General features: G+C 65.2%; 15 protein-coding genes. 4 read left to right on the forward strand and 11 right to left on the reverse strand.

Annotated elements, in window-relative coordinates:
- The 6 genes from QZ190_RS08660 to QZ190_RS08685 all read right to left on the reverse strand — a co-directional run.
- A partial coding sequence (locus QZ190_RS08660) for a CoA transferase (RefSeq protein WP_291915368.1) occupies nt 1-1,180 on the reverse strand: 1,180 nt, incomplete at its 3' end.
- Nucleotides 1,177-3,018 carry an acyclic terpene utilization AtuA family protein gene (locus tag QZ190_RS08665; RefSeq protein ID WP_291915369.1) on the reverse strand — a complete coding sequence of 614 codons (1,842 nt, stop codon included), beginning with the start codon at nt 3,016-3,018 and terminating at the stop codon, nt 1,177-1,179. The genes QZ190_RS08665 and QZ190_RS08660, both read right to left, overlap by 4 nt.
- Nucleotides 3,015-5,048 carry a biotin carboxylase N-terminal domain-containing protein gene (locus QZ190_RS08670; protein ID WP_291915370.1) on the reverse strand — a complete coding sequence of 678 codons (2,034 nt, stop codon included), beginning with the start codon at nt 5,046-5,048 and terminating at the stop codon, nt 3,015-3,017. The genes QZ190_RS08665 and QZ190_RS08670 overlap by 4 nt, the downstream gene beginning before the upstream one ends.
- A 7-nt stretch (nt 5,049-5,055) precedes the next feature.
- Nucleotides 5,056-5,925 (reverse strand): enoyl-CoA hydratase-related protein, encoded by an 870-nt coding sequence (locus tag QZ190_RS08675; RefSeq protein WP_291915371.1) that lies wholly within the window; start codon nt 5,923-5,925, stop codon nt 5,056-5,058.
- Nucleotides 5,926-5,936: 11 nt separating this feature from the next.
- Nucleotides 5,937-7,103 (reverse strand): acyl-CoA dehydrogenase family protein, encoded by a 1,167-nt coding sequence (locus tag QZ190_RS08680; protein WP_291915372.1) that lies wholly within the window; start codon nt 7,101-7,103, stop codon nt 5,937-5,939.
- A gap of 23 nt (nt 7,104-7,126) precedes the next feature.
- A complete protein-coding gene (locus QZ190_RS08685; protein ID WP_291915373.1) occupies nt 7,127-8,749 on the reverse strand; it encodes an acyl-CoA carboxylase subunit beta in 1,623 nt (540 codons plus the stop codon).
- Nucleotides 8,750-8,878: 129 nt separating this feature from the next.
- Here QZ190_RS08685 and QZ190_RS08690 point away from each other — a divergent pair, with 129 nt between their 5' ends.
- Nucleotides 8,879-9,634, forward strand: coding sequence for a helix-turn-helix domain-containing protein (locus QZ190_RS08690; RefSeq protein ID WP_291915374.1), 756 nt, complete (start codon nt 8,879-8,881; stop codon nt 9,632-9,634).
- 190 nt (nt 9,635-9,824) lie between these two features.
- A complete protein-coding gene (locus tag QZ190_RS08695; RefSeq protein WP_291915375.1) occupies nt 9,825-11,051 on the forward strand; it encodes a M20 aminoacylase family protein in 1,227 nt (408 codons plus the stop codon).
- An 84-nt stretch (nt 11,052-11,135) separates the two neighbouring features.
- On the opposite strand, the gene QZ190_RS08700 is transcribed toward QZ190_RS08695, so the two are convergent.
- Together QZ190_RS08700 and QZ190_RS08705 are read right to left on the reverse strand one after the other, a co-directional pair.
- Nucleotides 11,136-12,122, reverse strand: a complete 987-nt coding sequence (locus tag QZ190_RS08700) for an MDR family oxidoreductase (RefSeq protein WP_291915376.1) — start codon at nt 12,120-12,122, stop codon at nt 11,136-11,138.
- Nucleotides 12,123-12,220: 98 nt separating this feature from the next.
- A complete protein-coding gene (locus QZ190_RS08705) occupies nt 12,221-13,111 on the reverse strand; it encodes a DMT family transporter (RefSeq protein ID WP_291915377.1) in 891 nt (296 codons plus the stop codon).
- A 105-nt stretch (nt 13,112-13,216) separates the two neighbouring features.
- Between QZ190_RS08705 and QZ190_RS08710 the strand changes: the two genes are divergently transcribed.
- Both QZ190_RS08710 and QZ190_RS08715 read left to right on the forward strand, forming a co-directional pair.
- Nucleotides 13,217-14,803, forward strand: coding sequence for an alkaline phosphatase D family protein (locus QZ190_RS08710; RefSeq protein ID WP_291915378.1), 1,587 nt, complete (start codon nt 13,217-13,219; stop codon nt 14,801-14,803).
- A gap of 67 nt (nt 14,804-14,870) precedes the next feature.
- Nucleotides 14,871-15,494: a TetR/AcrR family transcriptional regulator gene (locus tag QZ190_RS08715; protein WP_291915379.1), complete on the forward strand. Its 624-nt coding sequence runs from the start codon at nt 14,871-14,873 to the stop codon at nt 15,492-15,494.
- Between the two features lie 10 nt (nt 15,495-15,504).
- Here QZ190_RS08715 and QZ190_RS08720 read toward each other — a convergent pair whose 3' ends face one another.
- From QZ190_RS08720 to QZ190_RS08730, 3 genes are all read right to left on the reverse strand, one after another.
- Nucleotides 15,505-15,927, reverse strand: a complete 423-nt coding sequence (locus tag QZ190_RS08720) for a universal stress protein (protein WP_291915380.1) — start codon at nt 15,925-15,927, stop codon at nt 15,505-15,507.
- A 79-nt stretch (nt 15,928-16,006) separates the two neighbouring features.
- Nucleotides 16,007-16,897 (reverse strand): metallophosphoesterase, encoded by an 891-nt coding sequence (locus tag QZ190_RS08725; RefSeq protein WP_291915381.1) that lies wholly within the window; start codon nt 16,895-16,897, stop codon nt 16,007-16,009.
- Nucleotides 16,894-17,916, reverse strand: a complete 1,023-nt coding sequence (locus tag QZ190_RS08730) for a LysR family transcriptional regulator (RefSeq protein ID WP_291915382.1) — start codon at nt 17,914-17,916, stop codon at nt 16,894-16,896. The genes QZ190_RS08725 and QZ190_RS08730 overlap by 4 nt, the downstream gene beginning before the upstream one ends.
- Nucleotides 17,917-17,985 lie beyond the last annotated feature (69 nt).

Below are 17,985 nucleotides of genomic sequence, written 5' to 3' on the forward strand. Positions count from 1 at the left end.
CACTCAGCCCCAGCTCGTCACGCAAGGCTTGCAAGCTGTGTTCACCCAACCGTGGCGGCGCTTTGTGTGTCACGGGTGATGCAGAAAAGTTCAGCGGGCTGCGCACCACGCGCACGGTTTGGCCTGAGCTGTGGGGCAGTTCCACCACCATCTGGCGGTGTTGGGTTTGCGGGTCCGCAAAGACTTGGGCCATGTTGTTGATCGGTCCGGCCGGGACGTTGGCAGCGCTCAATTGTTCCAGCAACTGGGCGCGGGGTTGGGTGCGCACCAGTGCCTGCAAGGCGCCCTGCAGTTCGCTGCGGTGGGCGATGCGCTGCATGTTGGTGGCAAAGCGGGGGTCGGCGGGCATGTCGGGTGCGCCCAGCACGGTGCACAGTTGGCCAAATTGCGTGTTGTTGCCCGCCGCGATGATGAGTCGGCCTTCGGCGCATTCAAACACTTCGGACGGTGATGCAATCGGGTTGGTGTTGCCCACGCGTTGGGGTGCTTTGCCACTCATCAAATAACCCACGGCCAAGTGCCCGTTGAAGGCGACGGTGGCGTCCAGCATGGCCGCGTCGATGGCCTGGCCTTCGCCAGTTTTTTGTCGGTGCATGAGCGCGCCCAGGATGCCGATGGTGGCGTAGAGGCCCGTCACCATGTCGGTCATGGGGATGGCGGTGCGCATGGGGCCGCCGCCGGGCTGATCGTCGGGCAGGCCGCAGGTGCTCATTGGTCCGGCCATGCCTTGCAGGATGAAGTCATAAGCGGGCTTGGGCGCAGACGGCCCAGTCTGTCCAAAACCGGTGACCGAGCAGTAAATCAGCTCGGGTTTCAGGCGTCGCAGGCTGTCGGCGTCCAGACCGTATTTGGCCAGGGACCCGACTTTGTAGTTCTCCACCACCACGTCGCAGCGCAGCGCCAGGTCGCGCACGATTTGTGCGCCTTCTTCGCTGGCAATGTCCACCGTGATGGATTGCTTGCCCCGGTTGTAGGCCAGGTACAGGGCCGAGTCGTTGCTGGGTTGGCCCGTGGCGGGATCTTGCAAAAAAGGCCCCATGCGCCGCGTGTCGTCACCTTCACCAGGTTTTTCAATCTTGTAAACCTTGGCCCCCATGTCGGCCAGGATCTGCGTGCACATGGGGCCGGCGATCACGCGGGTCAGGTCCAGGACCTTGATGCCTTCCAGAATGGGGTTCATGGCGTGTTGGCTTTCTGTGGGGTGTCGTGTTGGAAGTTGGCCAGCACCGAGGCAGGCACGCGCAGCGGCATGTCCAGCAGCATTTGTGCAAACGATTTGCCCAGCGGGTCCGAGCGCAAGCTGCACACGCCGCCGCCGCCCAGCGCTTGGTGCAACACAAAGTTCAGGGCTTGCAGGCCCGGCACTTCGTAGCGCAACACCGGCCCTTGCACGAGGTGGCTGAAATAGGCCTGCACCTGCGCTGCTTGCAGCTGTGCGCGCAGCCAGGCCCAGGCCTTGGGGTGCCGTGCAATCACGCCGATGTTTTCGTCATCGCCCTTGTCGCCACTGCGCGCCCAGGCCAGGTCGATGAGGCGGCAGTCGTGCAGGGGTTCGTTGTCGTGCGCGTTCTCAGGCAAGCTTGGGTTGGCAGGTGGCGTGGCTTCGGTGCGAGTTGTCTGCGTCGCAGCGCTGGCCGCGTGGTCACTGGCGTCCACGAGCTGATCGTCCAGCCGCATCTGCAAACGCACCTGCGTTTTGGGCAGCATGAACGAACACAGTTTGATGACTGGCTGAATATCTGCCCGCCCCGAAAACGAAGACCGCGTGCCCGGCCCCATGGAGGTGCCGCTGCTCGCGCATTCGCGTTGCAGCACCGCCAGGGCCTTGGCTTGTGCGTGTCGCACGGCGATGCGCAGCACCACCTCACGGGCGGTGTGGGCTTGTGCGTGCGGGCCGTAATGCGACTCGCCGCCCAGCAGCTCCACACAGGTCTCGCTGTAATCACCAAAGCCCTGCGCGGCCATCATGGCGCTTGAGCGGGTCAACAGGGCTTGCGCCGTGCGCTCGGCCTTGAGCGGCGCGTCGATGCCGCGAATGGCCAGCATCAACTGCAGTTGATAGCCGTCTTGCCAAGTGGCGTTGGCTTTGTAGTGTGTGGGGGCGGGCAGGCCGCGTGCGCCGCTGACTTTCACGGTGTCGTGACCCGTGCGTTCCACCTGCACATGCCGCCAGTCGCACCCCACGTCGGGCATGAGGTAGTTCGCCGGATCGCCCACTTCGTAGAGGATTTGCTCAGCCACCGCGCCGGGGTGGATCAGGCCGCCCGTGCCTTCGGGTTTGCTCAGTTCCAGGCTGCCATCTGGGGCCACGTCGATCACCGGGTAGCCGATGTTCGCCCAGTCGGGCACGGCTTGCCAATCGGTGAACAGCCCGCCCGTGGCCTGCGCGCCGCACTCGATCAGATGGCCCGCGAGCGTGCCAGCAGACAGGCGGTCCCAGTCCTGCCAGGACCAGCCGAACTCGTGCACCAGCGCGCCCAGCACCACCGCGCTGTCGACGCAGCGACCGGTGATGACCACATCGGCCCCAGCGTCCAGAGCTTGGGCAATGCCGCGTGCGCCCACATAGGCGTTGACCGACAGGGGACGCTCGGGCAGGGGCTGGTCTGCGGTGGTGTGCAGGCCTTGGGCTTGCAGCGTGCCCATCTGCGGCATGAGGTCGTCGCCCGTGACCACGGCCACGCGCAAGGCGATGCCTTGTTTTTCAGCGACCTGCAGCAGCGCACCGCGGCAGCCTTCGGGGTTCAGGCCGCCCGCATTGGCAATGACCTTGATGCCCCGCTCGTGGATGGCCAACAGGTGCGGCGTCATGACGGCTTGCACGAAGTCGGTCGCGTAACCCAGCGTCGGGTCTTTGGCCCGCGCCTTGGCCAAAATAGCCATGGTGGTTTCGGCCAGGTAGTCGTAGACCAGGTACTGCAGGCCCGGCACCTGCAACAGCTGCGGCGTGGCCATGGCCGAGTCGCCCCAAAAGCCGCAGGCCCCGCCGATGCGCACGCGCTTGTCTGTGGCGTTCATGCGGCCGCCTCGATCTGCAGCAGCAGCGTGCCTTTGAGGGCCTGCCCCCCCGACTGCACGCGCAGCTCGCGCACCACGCCGGTGAAAGGCGCGGTCAGCGTGTGTTCCATCTTCATGGCTTCGAGCACCAGCAGGCGTTCGCCCGCCTGCACGCTTTGGCCCGGCGACACCATTACTTGCAGCACGCGGGCGGTGAGGGGGGCCAGCACAGCGCCGCTGCCAGCGCTTGCCTCGGCCTGGCCGTGGGTGGCGGGGCAATCAAAAAACCAAGCGCGGCCTGCATGAAAAATCTGCACCCCGTGGTCGGTGCGGGCGCTGCAAATTTGCTCGCGCAGACCTTGGCACACCAACGCCAGTTCGGTGCGCGCGGCGTCTTGCCATTGCACATGGGCCAGGCTTGTGGTAACGGTGTCGGCTTGGGCACTGCTGGCAGCACTCAGAGCCGTGCACTGCACCTGCCAGCCCATGCCCTGGGCGTTGATGCGGTAGCGCCAGCGCTGCTCGCCCCATTGCAGCAGGCCTTGCGCTAGGCCTTGCCCCAGCGCACCGGCATGCACATGGCCATCGGCGGTGGTGGGCAAGCTGTGCACTTGGGCGGCCATGGCCGCCAGCGCCACGGTGTGCGCACTGGGCACGGGCGCGGCCGGTGGCAGGCCCATGCGTTCTGCCACAAAGCCGGTGTGCACGCGTGTGCCCTGCACAAACACCGCGTCGGCCAGGCAGTCGGCCAAAAAGCCTTGGTTGCTGGGCAGGCCCAGCAAGACGCACTGGCGCACGGCCAACAGCAGCTTGCGCCGCGCTTCTTCGCGGTCGCTGCCGTGCGCCACGATCTTGGCCACCATGGAGTCGTAATGCGGGCTGACCTGCCCGCCTTCGCGCAGTGCGCTGTCGATGCGCACATCGTTGCCGGTGCTCTGTGGTGTGGGCGGCCGCCAGCGCAGCACCGGGCCGGTCTGCGGCAAAAAGCCTGCGGGCACGTCTTCGGCCGTGAGCCGCACTTCGATGGCGTGGCCTTTGAGTTGGATGTCGGCCTGCTGCCAAGGCAGGGCCTGGCCGCTGGCCACACGCAGCTGCCACTCCACCAGGTCCAAGCCGGTGATGGCTTCGGTGACCGCGTGTTCGACCTGCAGCCGGGTGTTCATCTCCATGAAATAGAAGTGCCCATCGGCGTCGAGCAAAAACTCCATGGTGCCCGCGCCGACATAGCCCATGGCGCGGGCGCTGTCCACCGCCACCTGGCCCATGTGTGCACGCAGCTCGGCGTTCACGGCGGGCGAGGGCGCTTCTTCGATCAGCTTTTGGTGACGCCGCTGCACTGAGCAGTCGCGCTCGCTCAGGTGCACCACATGCCCGTGGCTGTCGGCCAGCAGCTGGATCTCGACATGGCGCGGGTTGATGAGGGCGCGCTCCAGAATCAGCTCGTCCGACCCAAAAGCCGTGCGCGCTTCCGAGCGGGCCGAGGCCAGCGCCGCAGGCAGCAAATCGGGCGTGTCCACCCGCCGCATGCCGCGCCCGCCGCCACCGGCAGCCGCCTTGCACATGATTGGAAAGCCGATGCGTGCGGCTTCACGCACAAACGCTTCGTCGCTTTGATCCTGACCTTCGTAGCCGGGAATGCAGGGCATGCCCCAGCCTTGCATCAGCCGCTTGGCCCCGGCCTTGTTGCCCATGGCGCGGATGTTCGCGCCGGATGGGCCAATGAACACCAGGCCAGCCGTGTCCACCGCGTCGGCAAAGGCATCGTTCTCAGACAAAAAACCATAACCCGGGTGCACCGCGTCGGCCCCGGCGAGTTGGGCCGCTTGCAGGATGGCCTCGATGTTCAGGTAAGACTGTGCAGGTGCGGCCGGGCCGATGCACACCGCGCGGTCAGCCGCTTGCACATGCGGGCTGTCACGGTCGGCTTCGGAATACACGGCCACGGTGCCATAGCCCAGGCGACGCACGGTGCGCAGCACGCGCAGCGCGATCTCTCCCCGGTTGGCCACCAGCACGGTGTGGAAGGGACGGATGTTTTTGCTCACGGTCATTGGCAACTCAGGCTGGGGCAGATGAAGAAGAGGCCGTGTCGCGGCCATGCAGGCGCGCCACGTCGGCCGCTTGCAGCGTGGTGGACCAGCTTGGGGCGCGGCGTTCGCGGAAAGCGGCAATGCCTTCAGCGCCTTCGCTGCGCATGCATTGCGCAAAGCGTTGCGCCGCGTCGTCGAGCCAGGCACCCAGTGATGGGTCACCGGTCACGTCACGCGACAGCAAAGCCTTGAGCGAGCGGTTGGCCTGCGGGCCACAACCCAAAATGCGGTTGAGCCATTGCGCCTGCAGCGCGTCGAGTGCAGTGCTGTCAGCGGCCAGTGCGTCCACCAAGCCCAGCTGCTGTGCCAGCGTTCCGCTCACGCGCTCGCCGCTCAGGCCCAGGCGCAGCGCCACACGGCGGCCCACACGGGCCTGCACAAAGGGCGCGATCTGCGCCGGGATCAGGCCCAGGCCAGTTTCGCTCAGGGCAAAGCGGGCGTCATCGGTGGCCAGCACGATGTCGGCGCAGCAGGCCAGACCCATACCGCCGCCCATGGCCGCACCTTCAACCACCGCCAGCACCGGCATGGGCAGCGCGGTGAGGGCCTGCAGCACATGGCCAAAGGCGCGGTTGCGGCTGACCACGGGGTCTTCGCCTTCTTCCGCATTGGCTTGCAAGCGCGACTGGAAGTTGCCCACGTTGCCGCCCGCACAGAAAAAGCCTGCGCTGCCGCGCAGCACCAAGGCGCGCACGGCATCGTTCTGTGCGGCCTGGATGAACACATGGGCCAGCTCGGCCACCATGTCGGGCGACAGGGCGTTGCGTGTTTCGGGTTGGTGCAGCGTGATCCAAAAAATGTCGTGCGTGTGCTGCACCAGCAAGTGTTGGTAGTTCATGTCGGTCGCCTTCAAGCCGCCGGGTCCATCAGGCCCATCTTGCGGGCAATCACCATCAGCATCACTTCGTCGGCGCCGCCGCCAATCGAACCGAGCCGGTAGTCGCGGTAGGCACGCGAGACGCGGTTGTCCCAGGTGTAGCCCATGCCGCCCTGGAACTGCATGCACCAGTCGGCCACGTCGCGCCCCAAGCGCCCGGCCTTGAGTTTGGCCATCGACGCCAACTCGGTCACGTCTTGCCCTTGCACATAGGCGTGGGTGGTCATGTAAATCAGGCCGCGCAGGGCTTCGATTTCGGTCTTGAGCTCGGCCAGCTTGTACTGGATGAACTGGTTGTCGAGCAGTGGTTTGCCAAAGGCCACGCGCTGGCGCAGGTAGTCGGCAGTTTCCTCAATCAGCTCGATGCTGGCCAGGCGCCGCGCCGCGCCGTCCAGGCGCTCCTCCTGAAACTGCTTCATCTGGTAAATAAACCCCATGCCCTCTTCGCCAATGCGGTGGCGCACCGGCACGCGCACTTCGTCAAAAAAGATCTGCGCAGTGTCCGAGCTCCACATGCCGAACTTCTTGATCTTTTGCACCTCGATGCCCTTGGCGCGGCGACCTGCTGAATCTTTGAGCGGCACGATGATGAGCGATTTGTTTTTGTGCGATGGCCCGTCCGAGGTGTTGCACAGCAGGCAGATCCAGTCGGCCTGGGTGCCGTTGGTGATCCACATTTTGGAGCCGCTGATCACGTAGTCGTCGCCATCGCGCCGCGCCCGGGTCTTGAGCGAAGACACGTCCGAGCCCGCGCCTTGCTCGCTCACGCCGATGCTGCACACCACTTCGCCCGCAATGGCCGGGGCCAAAAATTCGCGCTTGAGTTCGTCCGAGCCAAAACTGGCCAGCGCCGGGGTGGCCATGTTGGCTTGCACGCCAATGCCCATGCCCACGCCCTGCGCCTTGACGTAGCCAATGGCCTCGGCCGCAGCCAGTGCGTAGCTGAAGTCCAGACCCATGCCGCCGTAGGCCTCGGGTTTGGTGATGCCTAAAAAGCCAAGCTGCCCCATTTTGCGAAACACCTCGTGGGCGGGAAAGATTTCGGCGGCTTCCCATTCGTCCACAAAGGGGTCGATTTCGGCGCTGATGAAGCGGCGGATGCTTGCCATCAGTTCGTGGTGTTCGGGTGTGTAGATCATGTGTGGGGACTTTCCTCAGAAATTCAGAAACGGGGCACGGCGAACTGCATCGCGTGCGGGGTGCGTGCGGCGGCTTCGCGCACGGTGGCCAGCAAGAGCGACAGCACCTCGCGGGTCTGGCGCGGGTCGATGATGCCGTCGTCGAGCAAATGGCCGCTGGTGTAGAAGGCGCTGGCCTGGCTGTCGAACAGACCCACGATCTCGGTCTTTTGCGCTTGCAGCCGCGCCTCGTCGACCGGCTTGCCGCTGCGCTCGGCCTGTTGGCGCGCCACGATGTCGAGCGTGGTGGCGGCCTGCTCGCCGCCCATCACGGCCGAGCGGGCGTTGGGCCATGAAAAACAAAAGCGCGGGTGAAACGCTCGCCCGCACATGCCGTAGTTGCCTGCGCCAAACGAAGCGCCACAGTGCAGCGTGATGTGCGGCACCTGCGAGTTGCTCAGCGCCTGGATCATCTTGGCGCCGTGCTTGATCATGCCGGCCTCTTCGGAGGCGCGGCCCACGATGAAGCCAGTGGTGTTTTGCAAAAACACGATGGGGGTGCCCGACTGGTTGCACAGGTGGATGAACTGCGCTGCCTTGGTCGCACCCGCCGGGTCGATGGGGCCGTTGTTGCTGATGAAAGCCACCGCATACCCGTCGATGCGGGCATGGCCACACACGGTGGCGCTGCCGTAGTCGGGCTTGAAGTCGAGCCAGGCCGAGTCGTCCACCAAGCGGGCAATGATTTCGCGCATGTCGATGGGCTGGCGGTGCTCCAGCACCATCACGCCGGCCAGTTCGTCGGGCGACAGCCGGGGTGGGCGCGGGGCTTGTGTGGGCGCGGCCACTGCAGCACGCGGCCAATCGATGGCGGCCAGCACCTCACGGGCCAGGGCAATCGCGTGGGCGTCGTCTTGCGCCACGTATTCGGCCAGGCCGCTGACGGTGGCGTGCATGTCGGTGCCGCCCAGCGCTTCGTCGGTCGCAATCTCGCCCGTGGCGGCCTTGAGCAAAGGCGGCCCTGCCAAAAAGGCCTTGGCTTGGCCGCGCACCATGATCACGTAGTCCGACAGACCCGGCATGTACGCCCCGCCAGCGGTGGACGAGCCGTGCACCACCGTGAGCACCGGCAGGCCGGCCGCTGACAGGCGCGCCAGGTTGTAGAACATGCCGCCGCCCCGGATGAATTTCTCGACCCGGTATTTGCGCAGGTTGGAGCCTGCCGACTCGACCAAGTGCACAAAGGGCAGCTTGTTTTGCAGCGCGATCTCCTGGCAGCGCATGAGCTTTTGGTTGCCCGCTTCGGTGAGGGCTCCAGCGTCGATGCCCGAGTCGGTCACCACCACCATGCAGCGCACGCCGCTGACCTGGCCAATGCCCGCCAGCTGCGAACCGCCGGGCACACAACGCGAGAGGTCGGGGTCGTCCATGCCGTAACCGGCAAGCGTGGCCAAAGGCAAAAACGGCGCGCCAGGGTCGAGCAGCTGCGCCAGCCGCTCACGCGGCAGCAAAGCGCCGCGTTTGGCAAAGCGCTCAGCCGATTTCGCCGACGCGTCGCTGGCGCGTTGCTCCAGCGCATGCCAGTCGGCGATCAGTTCGAGCATGCCTTGTCGTTGCGCGGAAAAGGCGTCTGACGTGGGGTCAATGCGGGTTTGAAAAGTTGTCATGTCATTTGGAAAAAGTGTCAGCGCCCCGTGTGGGCATGGCCTATTGCACCGCAGCAGCTGGGCAGAAGCCAGCGTGTCAGGGCAGGCTGTGCATAATGTGCACATGGTGTTTTCCCTGATGTGTCTCCCATGAACGAGCCTGCCAAAGCTGCGCCCCGGCCAGGCGCGCAGAGCATCGAGCGCGCCATGGGCCTGGTCAACCTCGTGGCCTGCCACCACGATCAGGGCATCAGCTTGCAGGCCTTGGTGCAAGCCAGCGGCCTGGACCGCACCACCGCCTGGCGCATGCTGGGCAGCCTGCAGCACGCGGGCCTGGTCGAGCGCGAGGAGGGCAGCGGCCTGTACCGCATGGGTGTGCAGGCGACGGCCTGGGGCGCGGCAAGCTTGGGGCAGGCGGCCTTGGTCCGCCAGTGCCAACCCACCATGAAAACCCTGGCGCGCCTGAGCGGCGACAACGTGTTTTTGGTGCTGCGCTTGGGCGACTACAGCCACTGCCTGCACTTGGAGCAGGGCGCTTACGCCGTACCGGCTTTTCGCCAGACCGTGGGTGAAACCCGCTTGCTGGGCCTGGGTGTGGCCAGCATCGCCATGCTGGCGGTGCTGGACGATGCCGACGTGCAGGCGCACCATGCCCGCCACGCGGCGCAATACGCGCTGGAGGGCGTCACGTTGGCGCAGTTGCTGCGCTGGGTGCTGGCCACCCGACAGCGCGGCCACGCTTACCGCAGCACAGCAGGCATTGCCGCCGTGGGTCTGCACTGGCAGCTCGGCCAGGCGGCGATTGCGGCCCTGTCGATTGGCGCTTCGCGCGCCCGCCTGCCGCTGGGCCGGGCGGCCGAGCTGGCGGCACTCATGCGCAGCCAGTGGCCGGATTTGGGGGCTTGAGCGCCCCGGGCGGCGTTGGTGTGCACAAGGCGGCTGTTTGCTTACCCGCAAGTGACAGGCCACGAGGGACACAAGCGCACCCTTGCCCGTATCATGGTCTTGGCCCCGGGCGTTCCGGGCATTCACGTCTTCAGCGCAACGCCGTGTGGGCGCGTGACCCGCCCGGATCTGCACGATTTTGGAATGGACCATGTACCTCGATCAAGACTCGGCACTCCACATCAACCAGCTGACCGCCTTTCGCCGCGATCTGCACAGGTATCCCGAACTCAAGTACCAGGAAAGCCGCACGGCCGACAAAATCGCCGCTTTCTTGGAGGCCTTGGGCATCACCCCGGTGCGTGGCCTGGGTCAAACCGGCCTTGTGGCCAGCATCCACGGCCAGGGCCGAAGTGCTGAAAATCCCGGACCGGCGATTGGCTTGCGTGCCGACATGGATGCCTTGCCGCTTCAGGAGGTCAACCGCTTTGAACATGCCAGCCAGAACGAAGGGCGCATGCATGCCTGTGGGCACGACGGTCACACCGCCATGCTGCTGGGGGCGGCCCAGCTGCTGGCCAGCGAACGCCAATTCGACGGCACGGTGCACCTGATTTTTCAGCCTGCCGAAGAAGGTGGCGCGGGCGCAAAAGCCATGATGGACGAGGGTCTGTTCGAGCGGTTCCCGTGTCAGGCTGTTTTTGCCTTGCACAACTGGCCCTCACTGCCGCAAGGCCAGATGGGGGTGCGTGTGGGCCCCATCATGGCGTCGGGCATGATGTTCGAGTTGGTGGTGCGCGGCAAGGGCGGGCATGCCGCGATGCCCCACACCACCATCGATCCGATCCATGTCGCCTGCGCCATCGTGGGGCAGTTGCAGACCTTGGTGTCGCGCGGAACCGACCCGCTGGACTCGGCCGTGCTGACGATCGGCAAGATCGAGGCGGGGACTTCGGCCAACATCATCCCCGACGAAGCCCGCATCCTGGGCACTTGCCGGACGCTGACCAAAGCCACACAGCAATTCCTGATCGAGGGCATCGAGCGGATAGCGGGCCACATCGCGCAGGCCCATGGGGCCACGGCCGAACTCATCATCAATTCCACCGGCTACCCCAGCACGGTCAACCACCGCCAAGAGGCGCTTTTGATGGGCGAAGTCATGCGCGAGATGGTGGGCGAGGCGAATGCGCACACGGATGTGTTGCCAGCCATGACCGCTGAAGATTTCGGCTTCATGCTCGAAGAGGTGCCCGGCGCGTATGGCTGGATTGGCAATGGCGCAGCGGGTCAGCCCGGCATTGCACTGCACAACCCCGCCTACGATTTCAACGACGCCAACCTGTCCCTGGGCGCGCGTTTTTGGGACCGGCTGGCGCGGCGCTGGCTGCTGGAGCAGGCGAGACCCCTGTCAACGCCCAGCATGTCATTGCCTTGAAGCGGGTGAAAGAGGCGCTGCGCCTGGCCTGTTCGGGCCAAGCGCTGTGGCGACATGTTGTCGAGTCAGCGAACTGCCTGCTTTTCAGCGGTTGACGTTCACCACCACGCGTCCACGCACCTGCCCCGCCAAAATCTCGCTGCCCAGCGCCACAGCATCGGCCAGACCCACTTCGCGCGTCATGCGCTCCAGCTGCGCAGTGTCCAAGTCTTGCGCCAAACGCGCCCAAGCGGCTTCGCGCACGGCACGCGGGGCCATCACACTGTCTATGCCGGCCAAGGTCACGCCGCGCAAGATGAAGGGCGCCACGCTCGATGGAAAGTCCATGCCTTGCGCCAAACCGCAGGCGGTGACCACGCCGCCGTATTTCGTGCTGGCGCAGGCGTTGGCCAGGGTGTGGCTGCCCACGGTGTCGACCACGCCGGCCCAGCGCTCTTTGGCCAGCGGTTTGCCTGGGGCCGACAGTTCGGCCCGGTCCATCACGTCGGCCGCGCCCAGCTGGCGCAGGTAGTCGGCTTCTTGCATGCGGCCGGTGCTGGCCACCACGCGGTAACCCAGCTTGGCGAGCAGCGCAATGGCCACGCTGCCCACGCCGCCGCCAGCACCCGTGACCAAAATGTCGCCATTGCCTGGCGTGACGCCGTGCTTTTGCAGCGCCATCACGCACAGCATGGCGGTGTAACCGGCCGTGCCGATGGACATGGCTTGGCGGGGTGTGAAAGCGGCAGGCAACTTGACCAGCCAGTCGCCCTTCAGGCGCGCCTTTTGTGCCAAACCGCCGCTGTGGCTTTCGCCCACGCCCCAGCCGTTGAGCACCACTTGGTCGCCCGCCTTGAACAGCGGGTGTTGGCTGTCGGTCACGGTGCCCGCCAGGTCGATGCCAGGCGTGAGTGGAAATTTGCGCACCACGGGCGATTTGCCGGTGATGGCCAGGCCGTCTTTGTAGTTGAGGGTGGAGTAGTCCACCTGCACCGTCACATCGCCTTCGGGCAGGGCGCTGTCATCGAGCGTCTTCAGGGTGCAGCGGTAACCGGCTTCGTCTTTTTCAATTTGCAGGGCTTGGTAAGTCATGGAGGTCTTTCTATCAAAGGGGTGAACGGTCTTTTGTAGGCGCGGTCAGAGACCGCGCCTACAAAGGCAGAGGCAGCGCCACCGTTGCAGGGCCGGCTTCATTTGCGGTTGACCAGCACAATGCCCACAGCCACCAATGCCAATGACAAGGCCAGCGTCAGGGTCAGGGCTTCGCCCAGCCAGAGCATGCCAAACAGCAGGGCGAACAGGGGTGTGAGGAACACAAAGGCCGAAATTTTGGTGGCGGGGTAGTGGCCCAGCATCCACATCCAGGCCAAATAGCTGGCGAAGGCACCGACCACGGTTTGTACGGCCACCGAGCCCATGGCAAAGCCGCTCCAGTGGCCGTCCCAAGGCTCGCCCATGCTGCGCGACAGCAACAACAAGACCACGGTGCTCACAGCCAGTTGGTAAAACAGCAGTTTCTCGGCGGCCAGGCGCGTGAGGTTGGCCGCGCGGATGGCCACCGTCGTCAGGCCCCACAAGGCCCCGGCCGCCAGGCCCATCAGGTCACCCGTGGCACCACCGCTGCCAAAACCTTCGCGCAGCGCAAACACCACGGCAGCAAATGCGCAGGCCATGCCCACCCATTGCGCGGGCCGCAGCCGCTCGGTACGGATGAACCAAGGCAGCAGAGCCGCCACCCAGAACGGCGAGGTGTACAAAAACACCGTCAGCCGCGAGGCCGAGGTGTGCTGCAGGCCGATGTAGATGAAAGCAAATTCCGCCGCAAACAAGCAGCCCACCAGCAAACCCGCCCACAAGCTGCCATCGCGCTCAAACAGGCGCACCCCGCGCCATTGGCACCACAGCCACAACAGCAGCGTGGCCCCCACGCCGCGCACCGCCGACTGGAACACGGGCGGCAATTCGGCCACGGTGGCTTTGACCAGCACCTGTTGAAATCCCCAGAACATGCAGCACACCAGCAAGATGCCCACGGCCAGGGCATCCAGGTTGTCTTTGCGGGGTCGGGTTGATGCGCTCATGCCACCGATTGTGCCGCCACCTGCCCGCAGCTGCTGTCCCCTGCGCTGCGCCCGGCGCTCGTTGATAAACAGGGACAATCCATCTCCAACCATGCCCCAAGTCCTGTGAAAACATTGCTGACCCCCAACCGCCCAGATGCACTGTGGTCGCGCCGCGATCTGCACCGCGCGGCCCTGGCTGCGGCATTGGCGCCGTGGGTCACGCTTGGCGTGCAGGCGCAAAGCGCGCCGCCGCGTTGGCAAGTCAACCCCTTCAGCCTGGGCGTGGCCAGTGGCCAGCCGCAGCCGGGCAGCGTGGTGCTGTGGACGCGCTTGCACATCGACGAAGCCGATGCAGCCCGCCAGACATCGGGCGCGCCCGTGGTCTGCGAGCTGTTCGCCGACGAGGCCTTGCGCCAGCCTCTGCGCCAATGGCGCCTGAACACCGACGCCCGCCGGGGCCACAGCCTGCATGTGCTGGCCGATGGCTTGCAGCCGGGGCGGCATTATTGGTACCGCTTTGCCAGTGGCAATGCCGTCAGCCCGGTGGGCCGCACCCGCACCAGCCCTGCTTTGAGTGAGGCTGTGCGCCGCCTTCGCCTGGGCCTCGCGTCTTGCCAGCATTACGAACAAGGCCACTTTGCCGCGCACCGCGACATGGCTGCGCAAGACCTGGACCTGGTGCTCTTTGTGGGCGATTACATCTACGAGAGCAGCAACAAGCAATTCAAAATCCGTGCCCACGAAAGCGGCATGCCTTTCACGCTGGACGCCTACCGCGCCCGCCACGCGCATTACAAGTCAGACCCCGACCTGCAAGCCTGCCACGCCGCCCACCCCTGGCTCATGACCTGGGACGACCATGAGGTGGTGAACGACTACGCCAACGACCTGGACCGGAATTTCACTGACCCGGCGGTTTTCTTGCAGCGCCGGGCGGCGGCGTACCAGGCTTACTTTGAGCACATGCCGCTGCGCCTGGGTCCTGACCCGCAGCAGCCCAGCCAGATGCGCATCCACGACCGCATGGCCTGGGGAACACTCGCCGACTTGTGGACCCTGGACTGCCGCCAGCACCGTGACCACCAGGCCTGCCCCGACCTGATGCGCGGCGGCGGGCGTGTGGTCATGGGCTGCGATGCGCTGGCAGACCCGGCGCGCAGCATGCTGGGCCAAGCGCAAGAGCAATGGCTGACGGCAGGCCTCACACAAAGCCAGCGGCGCTGGAAGCTGCTCGCGCAATCCACCTTGATGGCCAGCAGCGGTATTCAGACCCCCTTGGGGCGCAGCGCCTTCACCGACGGCTGGGACGGTTACCCGCAAGCACGTGCACGGCTCTTGCAGACGGTGGCCGATGCGCGTCTGAGCGACGTGGTCTTGCTCGGCGGCGATGTGCACGCCAACGTGGCCGCGCAGCTGCGTGTGCAGCCGGGCGACGAGCGCTCGCCCGTGGTGGCCAGTGAGCTGGTCACCACCTCGGTGTCCACCCGGGGCATGTCGCCCAAAGTCATGGTGCACATCCAACGCGACAACCCGGACATCCGCCACGCCCGCTCGGACGAGCGCGGCTACACCCTGATTGACATCCGACCCGAGCGCCTGGAAGCGCAGTTCCTCACCACCCCGCACCCGGCCCAGCCCAACGCCCGACTGGCGCTGCAGGGGCGCTGGACCGTGCAGCAGGGTGTGGCAGGCGTGGTGCCGGGGTCTTGAAAAGACCCAGCCGTATCCAAGGGTTACCATGCGGTCTTTTTTTGGGCTGCCCGGCTAGAATCGCCGCATGAACACCACCAACGTGACCGCGCCCAAGAAATCCTTCAAAGTCCAGATGCTCGCCGCCCGCGAGACGGCCATCATCCAGTCGGTCAACCGGCTGTTGGCCGAAAAAGGCTTTGACGCGATGACGGTGGACGAGGTAGCCGCCGAGGTGGGGATTGCCAAAGCCAGCCTGTACAAGCACTTCACCAGCAAGGAAGAGCTGGCCTGCGCCGCCATGGTCACCGCCATGCGCCGGGCGCAAGAGGTGATCCAGAGCACCGACCCCCAGCAGGCCCCGCTGGACAAGATCAAAGCCGTCACGCGCTGGACCATGACGCTCAAGCTGCAAGGCCTGATGCCCTCACTGCCCAGCCAGAACTCCACCTTGCGCGCCACCTTGATGGCCAGCAAGGACTACATGGACGGCCTGATGGAAGTGAGCGATGCTTTGGGCGGCTGGATCGAAGAGGCCCAGGCCCAAGGCCAGATCAACAAGGCCTTGCCCGCTGTCGCGGTGCTCTACACCTTGTTTGCCCGGGCCTGCGATCCGGTGTTGGAATTTTTGAAAATGGGCGAGCAGCACACCGACGAGCAGATCCTCGATCTGGTGATGAGCACCTGCTTTGAGGGGCTGAACGCCCGCTGAAACCGCAGTTTCAGCGCACCAGCAGCACGGGCACCTTGCAGTTCGCCAACACCTGGGTGGCGACCGAGCCCATGACCAGATTGCCCAGGGTGCCGTGGCCGTGCGAGCCCATCACCACCAAATCAAACTTGCCGCTGTCGGCGGTTTTGGAAATGGTCTCACCCGCATGGCCCACTTTGGCCACAGTCTTGGCGTCGATGCCGTGGCGCAGCAAAAACTTGGTGACTGGGCTGAGCACTTTTTCGGCTTCATCGCGGTGGTAGGCCTCGACCATGTCTTTGCCCACGGCAGCGCGTGCACGGGGGGGCAGTTGGGGGTTCACCGTCAGCAGGGTGTAGCTGTTGTTGGTGCTGAACAGCTCGTCGTGCGTGGTCAGGTAGGCCAGCATTTTTTTGGTGTATTCACTGCCATCAACGGCCAATAAGATTTTCATGAGGGTCTCCTGTTGCGGATCAAACAAGCCTTCACTCTAAGCCGTGCAGGGCCGTGAAGTCTTGACCTAAGTCATGAAATCAGTGGGTTCCGGTGCCCCGAACTTCCAGCACGCATTGCGGCTTGAACAGCACTTGCTCGTTTTTGCGCGCATAACCGAGCGGGTTGGCCACCACGCGGCAGCCGTTTTGGGTGTAGTTGCTGGGGCAATGCAAATGGCCGTGCAGCCACAACTGGGCGTGGGGCAGCAGGTGGTCGAGTGCGTTGCAAAAACCCGCTGTGCCCGGCACCCGGCCGTAGCGCGGGTCGGCGCTGCCCAAGCTGGGGGCAAAGTGGGTGACGACCACGGTGGGGCCTGCAAAAGGCACGCTCAGCGCAGCGCTCAGCCAGTCCTGGCATTGCAGGGCCTGCTCGCGCAGGCCCTCGGCCAGCCAGGGCTCACCGTTGCGCGTGGTCAGGGTTTTGCGCAGGTAATAGTTGGCGGCCCGAAAGGCCTTGTCGCGGGCTTTGAGTTGGCGCGTGAACTGGCTGTTGGGGTGGCTGAAGTGCGCCGGGATTTTGTCGGTCAGCGGGTCGGGGATGGGCTGCCCGGCCAGCGGCCCCAGGGCGTCAAAGTCGGTCCACAGCGTGGTGCCCACAAAACGCACGCCGCCCAGTTGCAGCACTTCGCGCTCCAGCCAGGTGATGCCCAGCCGCTCACAGGTTTGGCGCAGCCGGGTGTGGGCCGCGTCAAAGTCCAGCCCGTCGTACTCGTGGTTGCCGGGCACAAACAGCACGGGTGTGGGCCAGCCGTGCAGCGGTGAGAACCGTGCCAGGCCAAAGTCGCCGTCGCCTGCGTTGGCCAAGGCCGAGCCCGCTTGGTAAGAGCCAATGTCGCCTGCCAGCACCAGTACATCAGCACCGGGGGCTGGGCTGGGCATGAAGTCGGGGTTGGACTCCAGGTGCAGGTCGGAAAGGAGTTGGATGTTCATGTCGGGATGTCGTTGGCCGGGATAACGTTGTCCGGGACGTGGGCAGTCGGCATATCGCAGTCAAATGCCTGCCGGGCCACTTGTTGCAGTTGGGTGCGAAGCCATTGGTGCGGGCTGTCTTGATGGCGTTTGCGGTGCCACAGGGCGTGCACTTGCACAGGCGGCACGTCAAAGGGCAGGTCGTGCAGCACCAGTTCATGGGCCATGCCGGTGGTGGGCACAAAGTGGCGCGGCAGCACCGTGAGCAAATCGGAGTTCACCACCACCCGTCCGGCCGTGAAAAACTGGTTCACCGTGAGCACGATGCGCCTTTGCTGCCCGATGGCGGCCAGCGCTTCGTCCACAAAGCCGTAGGCCCGCCCGGAAAAGCTGACCAGCAAATGCCGGGCCGCGCAATAGGCCTGCAAGCTGATGGGCCGCTTGGCCAGCGGATGGCCCTTGCGCATCACACACACGTATTCGCCCGAATACAGGCGCTGGTGTTCAAAGGGGATGGCTTCACCAGACTGGGCGCGAGCGGTCAGGTCGGCCAGCACCGCTGGAAAGTAACCCAAGGCGATGTCGGCGCTGTCTTCGCTGAGCAGCTTGCGCGGATCGCGTGTGGTCAGGGGCAGCACGCGCAAGGACACGCCCGGGGCCTGCAGCTCCAGTTCGCGGGCCAGCCCGCCCATGAGTTCGGCCGCGGTGGCGTCGGCCATGGCCAGCACAAAGGTGCTGTTGGCTTGCTGCGGCACAAAAGCACTGGGCACGATGGCCGCTTGCAATTGGCGCAGAGCCTCGCGCACACTGGGCCACAGCGCCAGCGCCCGGGGCGTGGGCTCGATGCCGTGGCCGTGGCGGCGCACCAGCTCATCGCCCAAGGCTTCGCGCAATCGGCGCAAGGCGTTGCTCACGGCCGGTTGGGTCAGCGCCAGGTTGTGCGCGGCCCGGGTCAGGCTGCGCTCGGCCATGACCTCGTCAAACACCCGCAGCAAGTTCAGGTCGAGGGTGCGAAAAGAGTGGGGGATGGCGGAGGACATGGCAGGTCTTTAACTATCACCATTATGAATGAGGGGCATTAAGAATATAAAGTTGAACGACATTGGTAA

The organism is Limnohabitans sp. (assembly GCF_017848645.1).
Taxonomy (GTDB): domain Bacteria; phylum Pseudomonadota; class Gammaproteobacteria; order Burkholderiales; family Burkholderiaceae_C; genus Limnohabitans_A.